General features: G+C 71.0%; 15 protein-coding genes and 1 pseudogene. 5 read left to right on the top strand and 11 right to left on the bottom strand.

Features of this window, described 5'->3' with window-relative positions:
* Positions 1–271 precede the first annotated feature (271 nt).
* Complete coding sequence (locus ACZLMO_RS03925) at positions 272–1432, top strand: O-antigen ligase family protein (RefSeq protein WP_463652920.1); 1161 nt, start codon at positions 272–274, stop codon at positions 1430–1432.
* A 94-nt stretch (positions 1433–1526) separates the two neighbouring features.
* Complete coding sequence (locus ACZLMO_RS03920) at positions 1527–2453, top strand: alpha/beta fold hydrolase (RefSeq protein ID WP_463652918.1); 927 nt, start codon at positions 1527–1529, stop codon at positions 2451–2453.
* A gap of 32 nt (positions 2454–2485) precedes the next feature.
* Here the strand turns inward: ACZLMO_RS03920 and ACZLMO_RS03915 are convergent, their stop codons facing one another.
* The 9 genes from ACZLMO_RS03915 to ACZLMO_RS03875 form a co-directional block, all read right to left on the bottom strand.
* Positions 2486–3958 (bottom strand): RNB domain-containing ribonuclease, encoded by a 1473-nt coding sequence (locus ACZLMO_RS03915; protein WP_463652917.1) that lies wholly within the window; start codon positions 3956–3958, stop codon positions 2486–2488.
* Between the two features lie 142 nt (positions 3959–4100).
* The gene (locus ACZLMO_RS03910) at positions 4101–4244 is read right to left on the bottom strand and encodes a hypothetical protein (protein WP_463652916.1); all 144 of its coding nucleotides are present in this window, start codon (positions 4242–4244) and stop codon (positions 4101–4103) included.
* A gap of 74 nt (positions 4245–4318) precedes the next feature.
* A complete protein-coding gene (locus ACZLMO_RS03905; RefSeq protein WP_463652915.1) occupies positions 4319–4627 on the bottom strand; it encodes a type II toxin-antitoxin system RelE/ParE family toxin in 309 nt (102 codons plus the stop codon).
* Positions 4624–4914: a ribbon-helix-helix domain-containing protein gene (locus ACZLMO_RS03900; protein ID WP_463652914.1), complete on the bottom strand. Its 291-nt coding sequence runs from the start codon at positions 4912–4914 to the stop codon at positions 4624–4626. Before ACZLMO_RS03900 ends, ACZLMO_RS03905 begins: the two co-directional genes overlap by 4 nt.
* A gap of 608 nt (positions 4915–5522) precedes the next feature.
* Positions 5523–6695 carry an adenosine deaminase family protein gene (locus tag ACZLMO_RS03895; RefSeq protein ID WP_463652913.1) on the bottom strand — a complete coding sequence of 391 codons (1173 nt, stop codon included), beginning with the start codon at positions 6693–6695 and terminating at the stop codon, positions 5523–5525.
* Position 6696: 1 nt separating this feature from the next.
* Positions 6697–7767 (bottom strand): extracellular solute-binding protein, encoded by a 1071-nt coding sequence (locus tag ACZLMO_RS03890; RefSeq protein WP_463652912.1) that lies wholly within the window; start codon positions 7765–7767, stop codon positions 6697–6699.
* Between the two features lie 49 nt (positions 7768–7816).
* Complete coding sequence (locus tag ACZLMO_RS03885; RefSeq protein ID WP_463652911.1) at positions 7817–8827, bottom strand: ABC transporter ATP-binding protein; 1011 nt, start codon at positions 8825–8827, stop codon at positions 7817–7819.
* On the bottom strand, positions 8824–9603 hold the full coding sequence (locus ACZLMO_RS03880) for an ABC transporter permease (protein WP_463652909.1): 780 nt from the start codon (positions 9601–9603) through the stop codon (positions 8824–8826). Before ACZLMO_RS03880 ends, ACZLMO_RS03885 begins: the two co-directional genes overlap by 4 nt.
* Before the next feature lie 14 nt (positions 9604–9617).
* A complete protein-coding gene (locus tag ACZLMO_RS03875; RefSeq protein WP_463652908.1) occupies positions 9618–10445 on the bottom strand; it encodes an ABC transporter permease in 828 nt (275 codons plus the stop codon).
* A gap of 164 nt (positions 10446–10609) precedes the next feature.
* On the opposite strand from ACZLMO_RS03875, the gene ACZLMO_RS03870 reads away from it, so the two are divergent.
* Together ACZLMO_RS03870 and ACZLMO_RS03865 are read left to right on the top strand one after the other, a co-directional pair.
* Complete coding sequence (locus ACZLMO_RS03870) at positions 10610–11581, top strand: LacI family DNA-binding transcriptional regulator (RefSeq protein WP_463652907.1); 972 nt, start codon at positions 10610–10612, stop codon at positions 11579–11581.
* A 134-nt stretch (positions 11582–11715) separates the two neighbouring features.
* Complete coding sequence (locus ACZLMO_RS03865; RefSeq protein WP_463652906.1) at positions 11716–12933, top strand: O-antigen ligase family protein; 1218 nt, start codon at positions 11716–11718, stop codon at positions 12931–12933.
* 152 nt (positions 12934–13085) lie between these two features.
* Here ACZLMO_RS03865 and ACZLMO_RS03860 read toward each other — a convergent pair.
* Positions 13086–14117 (bottom strand): annotated as a pseudogene (locus tag ACZLMO_RS03860) (right-handed parallel beta-helix repeat-containing protein); the annotation flags it as partial.
* Between the two features lie 149 nt (positions 14118–14266).
* Here ACZLMO_RS03860 and ACZLMO_RS03855 point away from each other — a divergent pair.
* Positions 14267–15607, top strand: coding sequence for an ISL3 family transposase (locus ACZLMO_RS03855; RefSeq protein WP_463652905.1), 1341 nt, complete (start codon positions 14267–14269; stop codon positions 15605–15607).
* Between the two features lie 107 nt (positions 15608–15714).
* Here ACZLMO_RS03855 and ACZLMO_RS03850 read toward each other — a convergent pair.
* Positions 15715–15905: transposase (locus ACZLMO_RS03850; RefSeq protein ID WP_463652904.1), on the bottom strand; the 191-nt coding region annotated here is incomplete at its 5' end.

The following is a 15905-nucleotide window of genomic DNA, read 5'->3' as shown; positions in this document are numbered from 1 at the left end:
AAAACTCCTCCGAAGAACTTCAAATGTTAGCGACGCAACACTGCGTGCAGTTTTCCGGATCGTAAATCCGTCGTCGAGTGAGCTGCCAGCTGGAACGGGCGCGCGAGCGGAGATGAGGGTCCCCGACCCCCGGAAAGGACGAAACCCCGGCGATGTGGACTGCCGTCCAGGGATCGTTCCGGGGTCTTCGAGCACCACGCTATCGGATGGCTTCGAGACGCCACGCCTCCGTCCCCCTCACGGCCCGGCACGTTCGCTAGCGTCGCTACACGTGCCCCCACCCGCGTCGCCCGACGACCGTCCCGGCGAGGACCGCCCAGCCCGCCGCGACAGCCGCCCCCTCCCCCGTCGCGCGCTCTCCGCAGCCACCCATGCGCTTACCCGCATCGGCCTGACCACCCGGGCCGACCGCTTCCTCGTCGTCGCAGTCGCGGTCTGGCTGCTCTGGGCGGGGATCTCCACGCTCGCCCGCGGCAGCGCAGTCTCGCTGCTGTCGCCCTACCTGACGGCGCCGGTCCTCCTCCTGGTCGGCGTCCTGGCCGGCCGCGCCCTCGCCGCGCGGGCACCGGGCCGTGTCATCGTCGCGGGCGCGGCGATCGTCGCCCTGGCCGTCCTGGTCGCCATCCCGTTCTACGCCAACGCCCAGGCCGCGCTCGGCGTCCAGCTCGTCGCCCTCACCGGCCTCGTCGTCCTCGCGGACCCACCAGCCGGCCCGGGCCACACGCGCTCCCTCCCCCTTCCCCTCCCGGCGATCATGTCCCTCGTCCTCGGCACGCTCCTCGCGGCCCGCGCCCAGGCGGGCACGGTCCTGGTCATCGCCGTCGCGGCCGTCGTCGCGCTCGCGGTCGCCCGCGAGAACCGCCCGGCCCGACGCCGTCTCCCCGCCCCGCGCACGGTCGTCGCCGCCGGGATGGTCGTCATCGCCGCCGCAGCGCTCGCCGTCGTCTGGCTCGGCACGCGCGGCGCCTGGCCGAGCCTGCTCACCTCGAGCGGCAGTCTGAGCAGCACCCGCCACATGCTGTGGGGCGACGCCCTCAAGCTCTGGGAGCACAGCCCCGTCCTCGGCTCCGGCCCGGGCTCGTTCCTCGAGACCTCGCCGCTGGCCGGCACCCGGGAGCACCTCCACGAGGCGCACTCCTCGATCCTCCAGGTCGGCGCCGAGCTCGGGATCCTCGGGGTCCTGCTGTTCCTCGCCCTGCTCGCCGCGGGTCTCGCCGTCGCGGCGCAGCAGCGCGGCCCGTCCTCCGTTGTCGCCGCCGCGGCGTGGACGGCCCTCGCCGTCCACTCGATGATCGACCACCTCTACGAGTTCCCACCGCTCACGTTCGCCGCCGGCCTCGTCCTGGGCTACGGCGCGGCCGCCGCACCTGGCGCCGCCGCGCCTGGCCCCGCCGCACGTACCCGCACGCCCTCCGCCCCGCGCTCCCCCTGACCCACCGACGTCCTTCGCCGTGGTCGCAGCCACCACGCCGCGCGCCGGGCGGATACTCTCGGATCTCGAGCCCGACCGGCGACCATCGAAGGGGATGGACATCTTGTCCGAGGGGAGCCTGCTGCACTCTGCCCATGGTCGCGACCGGGCCCGAGGTCGCGCGCACCTGGACGAGAAGCCGCGACCGGTCGTCGTCGACACCGGTGAGGTCGTCCTGCGCGGCGACCATTACGCGGGGCCCGGCCCGGACGCCCGGCACATCGTCCTCGTGCACGGCGGTGGCCAGACCCGGCACTCGTGGCACTCGACGGCGGCCCGCCTCGCCGCGGCGGGATACGCGGCCACCACCGTGGACCTGCGCGGGCACGGCGACAGCAGCTGGTCGACGCGCGGGGACTACAGCCTGTCGAGCTTCCGCGGGGACGTCGCGCAGCTCGTCCGCCAGGTCGGCGCCCCGGCCACGCTCGTGGGCGCCTCGCTCGGCGGGCTCACGGCACTCTCGGTCGCGGCCCACCACCCCGAGCTGACGGACGGCCTTGTGCTCGTCGACATCGTCCCGCGCACGGTCCCCGAGGGCGCCGCGCGGATCCGGGACTTCATGGCGCGCCACACGGGCGGCTTCGACAGCCTCGACGAGGTGGCGACGGTCATCGCCGACTACAAGCAGCAGCCGCGCCGCTACAACCCGGACGGGCTGCTCCGGGTGGTTCGCCTGCGCGACGACGGCCGCTGGTACTGGCACTGGGACCCGCGCGTCGTCGACTCCCGGCACGACGACGCGCACCCCGGTTCCGCGGCCGACGCCCTCATGCGGGTGGCCGCCCGCGTGACGGCCCCGACGGTGGTGGTGCGGGGCGAGGCGTCCGACGTCGTGGACGACGACGGCGTCGCGGCGCTCCTGCAGGCGATCCCGGGCAGCACGAGCGTGGACGTCGCCGACGCGGGCCACATGATCGCCGGGGACGCCAACGACGCGTTCACCGACGCCGTGGCGCGGTTCCTCGCCGGCCTCGGCCGGTAGCGCCCGCACCGCCGCCCGGCCGCGCTGCGTCCTCAGACCACCTCGACGACGACGTTCCTCGCCTCGACGTCGACCTGCGCCACGCGGACGGTCACCTCGGCGCCGAGCTCGAGGCCCTCGCCCTCCACGTCCACGTGCACGGCGGGTTCGGTGATCTGGATGTCCCCGCGGTGCCCGTTCTTCTCGGCCACGTCCACGACCACCCCGCGCAGCTCCTCGCCCTCGCGGCCGCGCAGGATGAGCGCCTCCATCGCGTCGACGGCGCCCCGCTCGTACGCGCTCGCCGTCCGCCCGCCGGCGCCCATGGCGCTCGGCAGCTCGGGCAGGGCCTCGCGCACCCACCCCGGGACCTCGTCCTCGGCGGCGATCGCCAGGCACGCCTCGAGGCCGTACCGGTCCACGAGCCGGCGCAGCGGCGCGGTCACGTGCGCGTAGTCCGACGCGATCGCCGAGTGCGCCGTCGAGACCACCTCGCCGACCGGCTCACCGTCGTGCTCGACCGGCAGCGCCACGTAGCCCGCCCCACGGAACAGGGCGGTCGCCTCGTTGAGAAAAGCTGCCCCCTGCGGGGTGTCCGACGCGACGGACCGCACGAGGTCCGGGTAGCTCATGCCGTCGGGCCACGGCACGCCCAGGGCGTGGGCGGTGCGGCGCAGCTTGTCGACGTCCCTGTCCTGCGCGGGCGGGAGGGTGCGCAGGATCCCCACTCCTGCGCCGAGCATCATCTGCGCGGCCACGATACCGGTGAGCAGCGAGACCTGGGCGTTGTAGCCCTCGACCTCCAGGGCCGCGCGATGGTCGAGGACGTAGCGGCCACCGTCTCCGGGCTCGACGACCTGCTCGGGCAGGTCCAGCGACACCGCTCCCCTGGCGACCTCCTGGGCCTGCCGGGCTCGCCCGACCTCGGCCAGCCGCTTCGGCAGGTCCTTCGGCACGCCGGACGGCAGTTGTGCGCGGCCGTCGAGGGCGTCCTGCACCTGGTCGTAGGTGAGCTGGGCGCGCGAGCGGACCCGGGCCCGCTCCACGTGGAAGGAGCGGAGTTCGCCGCTCGAGTCGATGCGGATGTCCCACACGCATGCGGGTGCCACCTGACCCGGTAGCAGGCTCGCGGCTCCGGCCGAGAGGACCTCGGGGTGGAGGGGGATCGAGCCGGTGGGTCCGTAGACGGTCATTGCCCGACGCCGAACCTCGGCGTCCAGCGCCCCGCCCGGCCGGACGAACGAGCCGACCGAGGCGATCGCGTAGCGGATCCGATGACCGTCACAGTCAGGTTCGATGAGCACGGCCTGGTCGAGATCACGAGAACCGGGCGGGTCGATCGTCACCAGATCCAGATTGGTCAGGTCGAGAGCCGGCACGACGGCGTCGCGCACCGACTCCTCGGCCTCGGCCAGGACCTCTGGCGGGAACTCGGAGGGGATCTCCAGCTCCGAGGCCAGCGCGTCGAGCGCGGCCTTGACCTCGTCGGGGGCGGCGGTGTTGATGCGCAGGTGGCGTGTGGGCACGCACACACAGTAACGAGGGAGCGCGTCGGCGATGGTCCACTTCTACACAGTCAGTCCGGCGGGTAGAGCGTGCACGGCGTATCCCGCCTCACGGAACACCTCGGGAACCGCACGCTCGCCGAGACTCTTGTCGACGTAGATCTCAGGCAGCGAGTCCGTAGTGGCGGACAACCGCTTCGACCTCGTCGGGCGTGACGGCGAACTCGCGAGCCACGGGCGTCACCGAGTCGCCGGCGTAGAAGAGGTCGGCGATGTCCTCGACCCGCACGCCGCTGTCCCTTGACACCGTAGAGGGTGGCGAAGCCTGCGACATCGAACCGGCTCAACCGCCGCATCACGAGCGATGCCACGTCATGCTATTCAGTTCACGTCGGCGAGGAGAGTCTCGACGTCACGACCTCCGTAGTAGATGCCGAGCACCTCGACCAACGTGTCCTGCACCGCGAAAGCAATGGTCACTCGACGGCGAAACCCCAGGACACGCAACCCCGGGCGCAGGTCGTCGCGCGCGACGCCCCGGAAGGGGAACCGGGCGAGGCCCTCGCAATGCGCGACGACCGACGACACGAACCGTTCTGCCGCCACGGGAGACCCCGCTGACCCGATGTAGTCGAGCAACTCCGTGAGCTGATCGCGCGCTCGGGGCGAGTACGCGACCCTGCGGGTCATTCGACCGGGTCCGGGATCGTCTCGCGCCGGGCCTGGTGGTCGCGCAGGTGTGCGCGTAGATCGTCGGCGCCGACTGCTTGCGCCGGGTCCCTTCGAAGGTCGTCGTAGGCAGCGACGGCCTCGGTGCGAAGCCACTCCTCAACCGCCTGGTCGCGACCGAAGAGGGCGCGCAGCCCCTCACGCACGACTTCGCTCTCGGTGGCGTACGCACCTGACGCCACCCGTTCCTTCACCTCATCCGCCATCGCATTCGGCAACGTGATGCTCAACTGTCGAGTCGTCCTCATGTCCGCCTCCCATACCTCAACCGCCGACCCCTCTGTGGGATTAGATCCTACTCGTCGCATCGACAGCACGATAGGTCTTGCGCCACGCGTCCCCGTCCGATGACTCCCATCAGCGACGCGAGCTCCTCGCCCGTCCCGAAGCCTTCTTTCCGGCGGCGATCACACAGGCCGAAGGCCAGGGGCAAAGGCGAACCGCGAAGTGCGGAACGCGGGCCACACGTGCAGATCGTTCCCCCTCCGAGGGGGCGGGGAGTCGTGAGGCGCGCGGCGTCCACACGGCGTCCGCTTCGAGCGCCACCTTGTCCGACAGGAGCACGCCGAGAGGGTGGCAACTGACCGTCTTCCGGCTTCGTGCGGGTCAGTAGCCACCCTTTCGACGCGGCGCGGGACAGTTGGCATCCTTCGGCGCGGTGTGGGCGGAGCGAGAAGGGCGGGCGACCTCGAGGGGGCAGGTGGCGCGGCGGACACACGGCGTTCGCTCGCTCATGCAGCAGATCGCCGAAACATGCCCCGAGGGCGGCTGACTCAGCGAATTGCCCATTGAGTCGGCGAAAGGGGGAAGCGCGCGGAGCGGGAGGGGCCCGTCGGTGAGGTGACGCGAGGGAGGGTCAGCCCGCCACCCCGAACTCGCCCTTCAGCGCTTCAATCTCCCGCACGAACCCCTCCCGCATCTCCGCCTTCGCCGCATCCGCCAGCCAGCTCGCCTCCACGCCCGCCAGCGCCATCCCAGCCAGCTCCGCCAAGCCAACCCCGACCTGGTCGTGCAGGATCCGGTACTCGCCCACCAGCGTCGTCGGGAACATCCCCGGGTCGTCCGAGGCCGGGTACACGTTCAGCCCGGCGTCGATCATCGCCCGGATCGACGCCCGCCGCCACGGCCGCCAGGACCGCCGCGACGTCGTCGAGACCACCGTGAACGGCACCTGCTCGGCGCGCATCCGCTCCACCACGGCATCGTCCTCGAGCACGAAGTACCCGTGGTCGAGTCGCTCGCAGCCCAGCACGTCCAGGCACGTCACGGCGTTCCGCGCGCTCGGCACGTGCTCCGACGTGTGCGCCGTGCGCCGCAGCCCCGCCTCCCCCGCGAGCCGGTACGCGTCGGCGAACCGCTCGGGCGGTCCGGACGTCTCGAGGTTGTCCAGCCCGATGCCCACGAGGTACTCGTGCGGGTGGTCCACCACGGTGCGGATCCACTCCAGCGCCTCCTCGCCGGTCCCGGAGCGGTCGACGGCGGCCAGCATCCGCGCGCTGATCCCGAAGTCACGCTCGGCGAGCCGGATCCCCTCCGCGTACGCCTCCACCATCGCCTCATACCCGAGCGCCTCCAGATGCTCCGGCGGCCGGTCGATGGAGAACTCGACGTGCCGCGTCCCGGAGATCGTGTGCTCGTCCTCGAGCGCCTCGTACACGATGCGCGTGAGGTCATCGGGCCCGCGGAGCACGTCCCGCACCCACCCCGACGCCTGGAACAGCGAGTACGACACCTCCGGCTCGTCGTCGCTGCGCCCCTGCGGCATGGGGATCCGCGTGTCGAGGTACAGCGACGGGTCCGGCGGCGTGGAGTTGATGTCGGCGAAGATCCGCTCTGGCTCGGCCGGCAGCTCCAGCCCCTCGCGCCGCGCGAGCTCGGCGAACGTCGTCGGCCGCGTGGTGCCGAGCAGGTGGCAGTGCAGGTCGACCTTCGGCAGCCGCTCAAGGAACCGGTGGGCGTCGGTCGCGTCGCTCCCGCCGGCCGGGCCAGGCCCGCCGACGACGCCGCTCGCGTCAGCCGATCCGTTCACCTCAACCACCGACGACCTCCCGCGCGAACCGCTCGACCCACTCGCTGCGGTTCGGCGTGGTCTCGGCGGGGTCCAGCGTGGTGTAGCCGGCGGCCTCCGGGTCTTCGGCGACGTCCCCGACGACGGCGGTGATCTCCTCGGGCATCTCCACCTCGAGGTTGACGGGCAGGTCGCCGACGAGCTCGGCGGACGCCTGCTGGGCCTCGAGGGAGAGCAGGTAGTCGATGAACTGCTGCGCCCCGTCGAGGTTCGGCGCCCCGGTCGGGATCATGGCGCGGTTGGTCGCCATGTAGCGCCCCTCCGCGGGCGGCGTCCACGCGATCGGCTCGCCGGCGGCGACGAGGTCGGTGGCGAAGCCGTTGAGCGCGGCGCCGGCGACGATCTCGCCCTGGGTGAGCAGGTTCGTCATCTCTGTCGTCGAGCCGTAGAACTGGAGGATGTTCGGCGCCCACCCGGCCATCGTCGAGAAGGCGGTGTCGACGTCGTAGGGACCTTCCCCGTACGCCTCGGCCACCCCGGAGACGGTGAGCTGGCCGGCGGTGACGGAGATGTCGGGCAGGACGAGGCGGCCGCTGTTGGCCTCGTCGGCGTAGATGTCCCACTGCGCGGCCTCCTCGGCGGAGAGCTCGTCGGTGTTGAACATGGTCCCGTTGAGCTGGTAGCTGTAGGCAGGTCCGGTGAACCCCTCCTCGACGGCGAACGGCGCGATCTCCTCGATGGCCGGCACGTCCTCGGCGCTGACCTCCTGGAAGAGCTCCTCGTCGTCGGCGATGGCGGCGTAGGTGTCGGAGATGAGCATGACGTCGATGCCGGAGTCGCCCTGGTCGAGCTGCAGCTGGGAGAGCCGGTCGGCGTTGGAGCCGGTCTCGATCTCCACCTCGATGCCGGTGGCCTCGGTGAACGGGTCGACGACGGCCTCGGTGAAGGGCTCCACGTTGAACGGGAACGTGCTGACGACGATGGTGTCGGCGTCGGCCTCGTCCCCACCTCCCCCGCAGGCCGCGAGGCCTGCCGAGGCGAGGACCAGGACGGTCGAGGTGGCGAGCAGGCGCCGGGTGCGTGTCGTGCGCATGGGGTGTGCCCTTCGTCGGGGATAGGCGGCGGTCAGGGTCGAGCGGCGGTCAGGAGTCGATCGAGACGAGCTGGCCGCCGGGCACGTGCACCTGCACGAGGTCGCCGGCGCTCAGCGAGGGCGCGGTGGCGGCGCGCAGGTCCGCGGTGAGGGTGACCCGCTCACCGCTGGGGTCGTCCCCGGCCACGGTGACGAGCACGTCGACGCCCCGGTAGGCGACGTCGAGGACGGTGCCCGCCATCTCCAGGCCGCCCACCGCCCCGGCCGCGCGAGCACCGGCGGAACCCTCGAGCCGCAGGTGCTCGGGCCGCGCGGTGTGCAGCCGCCCGTCCGCGTCGTGGAGGAAGTTCTCGTACCCGAGGAACTCGGCGACGAACCGGTTCGCGGGGGCGGGGAAGACGTCGTGCGGCGAACCCTGCTGCTGGATGCGCCCGTCCTTCATGAGGACCATCTCGTCGCTCATCTCCAGGGCCTCGTCCTGGTCGTGCGTCACGAGCACCACGGTCAGCCCGGTCTCCGCCTGGATGCGCCGGATCTCGGCGCGCATCTGGATGCGCAGGCGGGCGTCGAGGTTGGACAGGGGCTCGTCGAGCAGGAGGAGCTCGGGCTCGATGGTGATGGCGCGGGCGAGCGCCACGCGCTGCTGCTGCCCGCCGGAGAGCTGCTTCGGCTTGCTCCCGGCCAGGTGTGCGAGCCCCACCAGCTCGAGGGCCGAGGCCACCCGCCGCGTCCGCTCCGCTCCCCCGACGCGCCGGACCTTGAGCCCGTAGGCCACGTTCTCGGCGACGGTCATGTGCGGGAAGAGCGCGTAGGACTGGAAGACCATGCCGAGGTTGCGCTTCTCGGGCGGGGTGCGCGTGGCGTCCGTGCCGCCGATGAGGATCTGGCCCGCGGTGGGCGCGAGGTAGCCGGCGAGCATCCGCAGGCTGGTGGTCTTGCCGCAGCCGCTGGGGCCGAGCAGGGTGGTCAGCTTCCCCTCGGGGATCGAGAGGTCGATGGAGTCGACGGCGGTGAAGTCGCCGAAGACCTGGCTCACGCCGATGAACTGGGCAGCGGTCATCCGTTGATCCCTCCGAAGACCTTCGCGAACCCGAGGGTCCGTTCGGTGATGATGGCGACGATCACGGTGGCGGCGAGGATGAGCACAGAGATCGCGGCGATGATCGGCGTGTAGCTCTGCTGCACGTAGTCGAGCATGACGACCGGCAGGGTGCGGAAGTCGCGGCTCTGCAGCAGCAGGGACAGCGGCACGTTGTTGAACGAGGCGATGAAGCTGAGCAGCGCGGCCGAGACGATGCCGGGTCGCAGGAGCGGCAGCGTGACGGTGAAGAAGGTGCGCACCGGGGAGGCGCCGAGGCCCCGTGCGGCCTCCTCGACGGCGGGGTCGATGAGGGCCAGCGACGCCCCGGTCACCCGCACGGCGTAGGGGAACATCAGCACGGTGTGCCCGAACAGCAGGGTGGGGAAGTTGCCCAGGCCGAGGCCCACCATCAGCTGCTGGTACAGGGCGAGCCCCACCACCAGCTCGGGCACGATGAGCGGCGAGAGGAACAGTCCCTCGACGAGCCCCTTGCCGGGCAGCGTCCCGCGGTGGATCGCCAGCGTCACCGGCACGCCGAGCGCGAGTGCGATCACGGCCGCGAGCAGGGCGAGTTGGAGGCTCGAGACGAGCGAGGCGGTGAACGGCTCGTAGGCGAGCGCCTCGGAGAACCACCTGAGCGACCACCCTTCGGGCGGGAAGCGCAGCGTGGAGCCGGCGGAGAAGGCCGTGACGACGACGAACAGCAGCGGCACGATCATGACGATGTAGCCGAGCAGCGCGAGGGACGCGGCCACGGGTCGACGGTTCTTCATGCGGTGGCCCCCCGCCTGCCGATGACGGAGGAGACCCCGGAGATCGCGAACACGAGGACGGTCATGACGAGGGCGGTGGCGCTCGCGGCGGCCCAGTCGATCGTCGTGCTGGCGTACTGGTACAGCTGCGTGGCCAGCATCCGTTCGCGGGAGCCGCCGAGCAGGTAGGGGGTCGTGTAGGCGGTGATCGACCCGGCGAAGACGAGGACGGAGGCCACGACGACGCCGGGCAGGGACAGCGGCAGGACGACGGTCCAGAAGGTGCGGATCCGGCCGGCGCCGAGGCCGCGTGCGGCGTCGTCGAGCCCGGGGTCGACCTGGGCGACGGCGGAGTAGGACGCGACGACGGCGAGCGGCAGGAACAGCTGCGTGAGCCCCAGGACGATGGCGAGCGGAGTGTAGAGCAGCTGCGGCGCCTCGTCGACGAGGCCGAGCCGCAGGAGCAGCTGCGGGACCGCGCCCTGGGAGCCGAGCACCACGAGCCAGCCGAAGGTGCGCACCACGGAGCTGAGCAGCAGCGGGAAGATCGCCAGCGCCAGGAGGATGCCGCTCCACCTCGACGTCGAGCGGGCGAGCAGGTAGGCGATCGGGAAGCCGAGCAGGATGCAGAGGATCGTGGTGATGACCCCGAGCCCGAGGGTCCGTCCGATGATGGCGAGGTCGTAGGGGTCGGTGAGCATCTGGCCGAGCCGGGCGAACACCTCGCCGGTGCCGACGTCGGGCGGCGAGAGCAGCATCGCCACGGCCGGGACGAGGAAGCCGACGAGGAGGACGGCGAGTCCGGGCAGGAGGAGGAGCACGCTCGTGGTGCGTCGCTGACGCATCGGCGCTCGCCTCCCTCGGCTCGTCATCACGGCCAGAGCTGACTCCCAGAGCGACCGCAACCGGTTCCACAACCGGTTAGCGTGGGAGCATACATACCTGACCGGTTCCTGACGAGCCCCCTTCCACCGGGCGAACGATCGGACCGACGACGAAGGGAGCTCCGGTGGCGACGCTGAGCGATGTGGCGGCGCGCGCAGGGGTGTCGAAGGCGACGGCGTCCCGCGCGCTCAACCGACCGGACCTCGTGGCGCCGGCGACGGTCGAGCGGGTGCGCGCGGCGGCGGAGGACCTGCGGTTCGTCCCCAACCGCGGGGCGCAGCACCTGGCCCACGGCCGGACCGGGATCGTCCCGCTCGTGGTGCCGACCCTGCACAACGCGTTCTTCACGCCGATCATCGTGGGCGCGCAGACCCGCGCCGAGGCGGCCGGCCTGCACGCGACGGTGGCCGTGCACCCGCTGGAGGACGAGAACGAGCGGTCACGGTTCGAACGCCTTGCCGCCCAGGTCGACGGCCTCGTCATCGTGGCCCCCCGCGGTGAGGACGAGCTCGTGCGGCGGGCGTGCGCGCTCAAGCCGTCCGTGCTGGTGGACCGGGAGATCGAGGGCCTGGCGTCGGTGGCGGCCGACACCGCGGCGGCCTTCGCGTCGTTGATCGCTCGTCTCGCGCAGGCGGGGCACGAGCGGATCGCCTTCCTCAACGGTCCGGACAAGTCGTGGCAGAACCTCCAGCGCACCGCGGCCGTGCGCGAGGCCGCCCGGAGCGCGGGCGTCCACATCGACGTGCTGGGCCCGAACCCGGCCACGTTCGCCGCGGGGGCGGAGCTGGCCGGCGCGGTCGAGGCCACCGGAGCGAGCGTGGTCCTCCCCTACGCCTCCGACCTCGGCCTCGGCCTGCTCTTCGAGCTGGTGGCACGCGGACGCGCCCAGTTCGGCCGAGGACAGCCGTCGGACGGCGCGATCGAGGTGGTCGGCGTGCCCGGCGCGCCGGCGGTCGACGTCGACGGCGAGGCCCTCGGCGCCGCGGCGATGGACCACCTCCTCACGGTGCTTGACGGCGGCACACCCGAACCCCACCAGCTGCGGCTGCCCGTGCCGGTGTCGGAGCACTGGGCAGGGCCGCACGGCGAACACTGAGCGGCGTTCGCCCTCGCGCATCGCCGGGCTCCGTCAGCCCCTCGGGCCGGCAGCCCTCACCCGGGTGTCCCTTTCCCGGGGCGAGAGGGGCGGTCAGACAGTGGCGGCAGCGCGACCGACGTACCCTGGTCGCGATGTCATGGCTCCGGGGTGTAGTCCTCGTCGCGCTCCTGTGGGGCAGTCTCTTCCCGCCCGTAGGTGGGCTCGACCTTGGGCTCGTCGGCGCCGGCCTCGCTGCGCCGCTCATCCTCTTAGAGCTCTGGCGTGCGCTGCCACGCATCCACCCAGCCCTGCCGTTCACCGCCCTTGTCGTCGGCGCGCTCCTCCTCCCGGTCCTTCTGGGAGGGATGCCGACGAACCCCTACGGCTTGGAGAAGGTGGAGCGGCTGGCGACGCTCACGCTGGCGTCCATGCTCGCCGCGTGCCTCATTCGGGACCGGCGCGACCTCGTCACCCTCGCGAAGGTCATGGCCCTCGCGGGGGTTGTGCTCGGCGTCGCGGCCCTAGCCGGGGAGACCACGGCCGCCGGCCGCGCTGTCGGCTTCGCATCCAACCCCGTCTGGCTGGGTCGCGCCCTCGCGAGCGCTGTCGTGGCGGCAGCCTGGTTGGGGTGGCGGGGACATCTCCGTGTGCCGCTCGTGGCTATCGGCATCCTCGCGACCAGCGCGGGCTTGTTCGCGACCGGGTCCCGGGGGCCGATGCTCGGGATGATTCTCGCCCTACTGGTCTTGCTCGGCTACCAGATTCGCCGCATGGGGCTGGCCAGTATGGCGATCCTACACTTCCTCGGGGCTGGCCTGGTCTTGTGGCTCGGACTCGGCGCCAATGAGCGCATCAATCGGCTGATCGAGGTCATCGTCTCGCCGGGCGAGCAGCTGGATGCATCCTCGCGTGGCGCTTTCTGGGATGCGACCTTCCCTGTGATCGCGAGCAACCCGCTCGGCGTCGGGTACGGACGTTGGGGGGCGGAGACGCTCGCGCCCCCCAACATCCACTACCCGCACAACCTGTTCCTTGAGGTGCTGGCCGAGGCGGGGTGGCTTCCTGGGTTGGTGCTGATCGCTGTGACTGTGGTGACCCTCGCCCGCCTCGCGAGGGCAGCACGATCTGACACGAGTGCGCTGCTCGTGCTCCTGTTACTCATCATGGAGACGGTCGCTGTGTCGACGTCCGGGGACCTCGGGGCGCGAACGTTCTTCACACTCCTTGTTCTGGGGCGTGTCGTCACCCGTCAGGCTTCGATGGATCCGAAGGACTTCCACGTACCGGGAGTGCCGGCGACCACGCAGACCCAGCCGAGGACGCCACCTGCGGCGGGTGCCGTGTTCCACGCCATAGCGCCACGATCGTAGGCTCCTGATGTCGGCGCCGTCGGGCCGAAGACCGTCCGGGCGCGGAAACCCCCGCCGTCGCTCGGCGGATTCAGCACCGCCCCGAGCGCCCCCGAGAAGTCGTTCCCTCGGTACTCCCGGATGGCCCCCACGGCTGCGAACCTGGCGCCGTAGTCAGTGGCATCCTTGGCGATGTTGTCGCGGACCACGAAGGTGTCGACCGGGACGCCAGTGGCGAAGACCAGCCCCCAGCGCATGGAGCCCGTTGAGTCCGATATGCGGTTGTCGGCGATGACGCCGTCGCTACTCGTCCCGGAGATCGAAACGCCGAAGTTCGTGCTCGGGTTATTCGCCTGCGCCGGGTCCGCGACCCGGTTGCCGACCATCTCGAAGTCCGACGAGCTTGCGACGACGATTCCCTGTGCGCCGGACCGGGTGACGCGATTGTTGCTGACCGTGAACTCGGAGGAGTCGGCGACGCTGATTCCACCTCGGACTTCCGTGATGATGTTGTCGGAGACGATGCACCCGATGACATTGTTGACGCCGATCCCGTCGGCGGTGGCTGCGGTGATGACGTTCCCCGTGACTGCGATCCGACGCAGGCGTCCCACGCTCGTGCTTGTGTTCGTCAGGAGGACGCCGTGGTCTCCGACGCCCACGATGACGTTTCCGCCGATCGTGACGTCCGAGGCGTCGGGCGAGGTCGCGCCGAGCTGGATCTTCATCCCGAGGACAGCGCAGTCGCGGATGATGTTGTTCGCGATGACGCTACGGACCGTCTCGGTGAGGTAGAGGCCGTGCTGCCCCGGGATGTCGTGGATGACGTTCCCGACGATCTGGGAGTCGGCGACGAGGCCCCCCGTGACAATGCCCTGCGCGTAGCCGCTGATGTCGTCGTAGGTGGCGGACCACTCAGATGCCCCCATGCTGATGCCCGCGCCGTAGGCGTCCATGTAGGCGATGGTGGGCGAGCCGGGGCCGGCGATCGTGCAGCCGGTGACGGTGACCTTGCCGACGCCGGCGGACGTGCGGACCCCACCTCCAGCGAAGTCTCGGAAGGTGCATCCCTCCACGCGGACATCGCCCGCGGTGCCGCTGATATAGACGGCGGCGGCGACGTAGACGCCGGAATCGTTGGAGTAGTCCGAACCGACGCCGTGCGCGGTGACGTTCGACAGGGTGATGCCATTGCTGTTGTCGATCCGGAAGAGCGTGGTGCGGGTGGCGGTTTGGGGGCTCTTCGTACTTGAGGTGGGTGTGAGCGACTCGCTGGTGTCGGCTTCGGGGTAGATGGGGTCGAGGCCTTCCAGGATCTGGAGCGACCAAGCAACCAGACCGGAAGGCCTCGACGGTGTCCGAGCCTACGGCGTGTACGTATGCGCGCCCGTGTCCTGACCACTCCTGCTACTGCCGGCGCTGTGATGTCCTCGTTGGGCTCGAGGGTGTCCATGTCGTAGACGTCAGCGAGGACGATCACGGGCTCGTGGTCGTCGTGGAGACCACGCCCGGACCGATGGGGTGCACCTCGTGCGGGGTGATCACCTACAGCCACGGTCGCCGCGCGGTGCCCCTGGTGGACGTGCCGTCCTTCGCTCGCCCGGTGCGGCTGATCTGGCGTAAGCGGACCTGGCGGTGCGCCGAGGCCGCCTGCCCGGTCGGGGTGTTCACCGAACGCCGTGACGATCTGGCCCGCCCCAGGGCGCTGCTGACCACCCGGGCGACGTGGTGGGCGGTGGGCCAGCTTCGTCGTGAGCACGCCTCCATCGCCGGCCTGGCGTGTCAGCTTGGCACGACCTGGCGCACGCTGTGGCGCTCGGTCCAGCCCCTGCTTCAGGCGATGGCAGCCGATGAGACCCGGTTCGCCGATGTCACCACCTTGGGCGTGGATGAGCACCTGTGGCACCACGTCGACCCGCGCAGGCGAGGCCCGAAGGAACTCACCGGGATGGTCGACCTGACCCGCGACAGCCGCGGGCAGGTGCGGGCACGGCTGCTGGACCTGGTGCCGGGCCGGTCAGGCAGGGTCTACAAGGACTGGCTCACCCAGCGCGGGCAGACCTTCCGCCAGGGCGTGCAGGTCGCCGCCCTGGATCCCTTCGCGGGGTACAAGAGTGCGATCGAGGACAAGCTGGAAGACGCCGTCGCGGTCCTGGACGCCTTTCATGTCGTCAAGCTCGGCACCGCCGCGGTCGATGAGTGCCGCCGCCGGGTCCAGCAGGAGACCCTCGGGCACCGTGGCCGCAAGGGTGAGCCGCTGTTCGGCGTCCAGACCATCCTGCGCGCCGGCGCAGAGAACCTCACCGACAAACAACTGAACCGGCTGACCACCGCGATCGAAGCCAACGAGGCACACACCGCCGTCTACGTCGCCTGGCGCTGCGCCCAGGACCTCCGAGCGGCCTACCGCGCCCGCGATCTGACCCAGGGGCGCAAGCTCGCCGAGAAGATCCTGGCCAGCTTCCACACCTGCCCGGTGCCCGAAGTCGCCCGCCTGGGCCGGACCCTACGCCGCTGGTCCACCGCGTTCCTGGCCTACTTCACCACCCAGCGATCCTCCAACGGTGGCACCGAAGCCGTGAACGGACTCATCGAGCTCCATCGGCGCATCGCCCGCGGTTTTCGCAACCGCGACAACTACCGCCTCCGCATGCTCCTCATCGGCAGCGGACTCACCAGCCCCCACCTCAAGTAAGAAGAGCCACTAAACCTGTGCAACTCAGGCCGGAGTTCCGCAGTTAGTAGGCACATCCGGGACTTCTGGGGTTGTGGATCGGCTTGATTCCGCGGTTTTGTGGCTCTTCACATTCGAGGGTGTAGTTGGGGTCGGAATCCGCCCGTCTCGAGTAGTGATCGGGCGATGTAGTTGGTCAGGTTGCGGAAGCCGAGGGCCGAGCCGCGCAGGTGCTCGAGCCTGCCGTTCATGGCCTCGGTGGGGCCGTTGGACGTGCCGGGCCGGTCGAAGTAGGCGAGCACGTCGGCGGCGCGGCGCT

This window comes from Georgenia sp. G2120 (genome assembly GCF_055326485.1).
Note: the sequence above shows the minus strand (reverse complement) of the source record. Positions and strands in the feature narration are given on the sequence as shown.

Bases quoted from the DNA above. Each gene is read 5' to 3' on its own strand.
- ACZLMO_RS03920 (WP_463652918.1), top strand. From the start codon at position 1,527: ATGGACATCTTGTCCGAGGGGAGCCTGCTGCACTCTGCCCATGGTCGC.
- ACZLMO_RS03905 (WP_463652915.1), bottom strand. From the start codon at position 4,627: ATGACCCGCAGGGTCGCGTACTCGCCCCGAGCGCGCGATCAGCTCACG.
- ACZLMO_RS03900 (WP_463652914.1), bottom strand. From the start codon at position 4,914: ATGAGGACGACTCGACAGTTGAGCATCACGTTGCCGAATGCGATGGCG.
- ACZLMO_RS03890 (WP_463652912.1), bottom strand. From the start codon at position 7,767: ATGCGCACGACACGCACCCGGCGCCTGCTCGCCACCTCGACCGTCCTG.
- ACZLMO_RS03885 (WP_463652911.1), bottom strand. From the start codon at position 8,827: ATGACCGCTGCCCAGTTCATCGGCGTGAGCCAGGTCTTCGGCGACTTC.
- ACZLMO_RS03875 (WP_463652908.1), bottom strand. From the start codon at position 10,445: ATGCGTCAGCGACGCACCACGAGCGTGCTCCTCCTCCTGCCCGGACTC.
- ACZLMO_RS03865 (WP_463652906.1), top strand. From the start codon at position 11,716: ATGTCATGGCTCCGGGGTGTAGTCCTCGTCGCGCTCCTGTGGGGCAGT.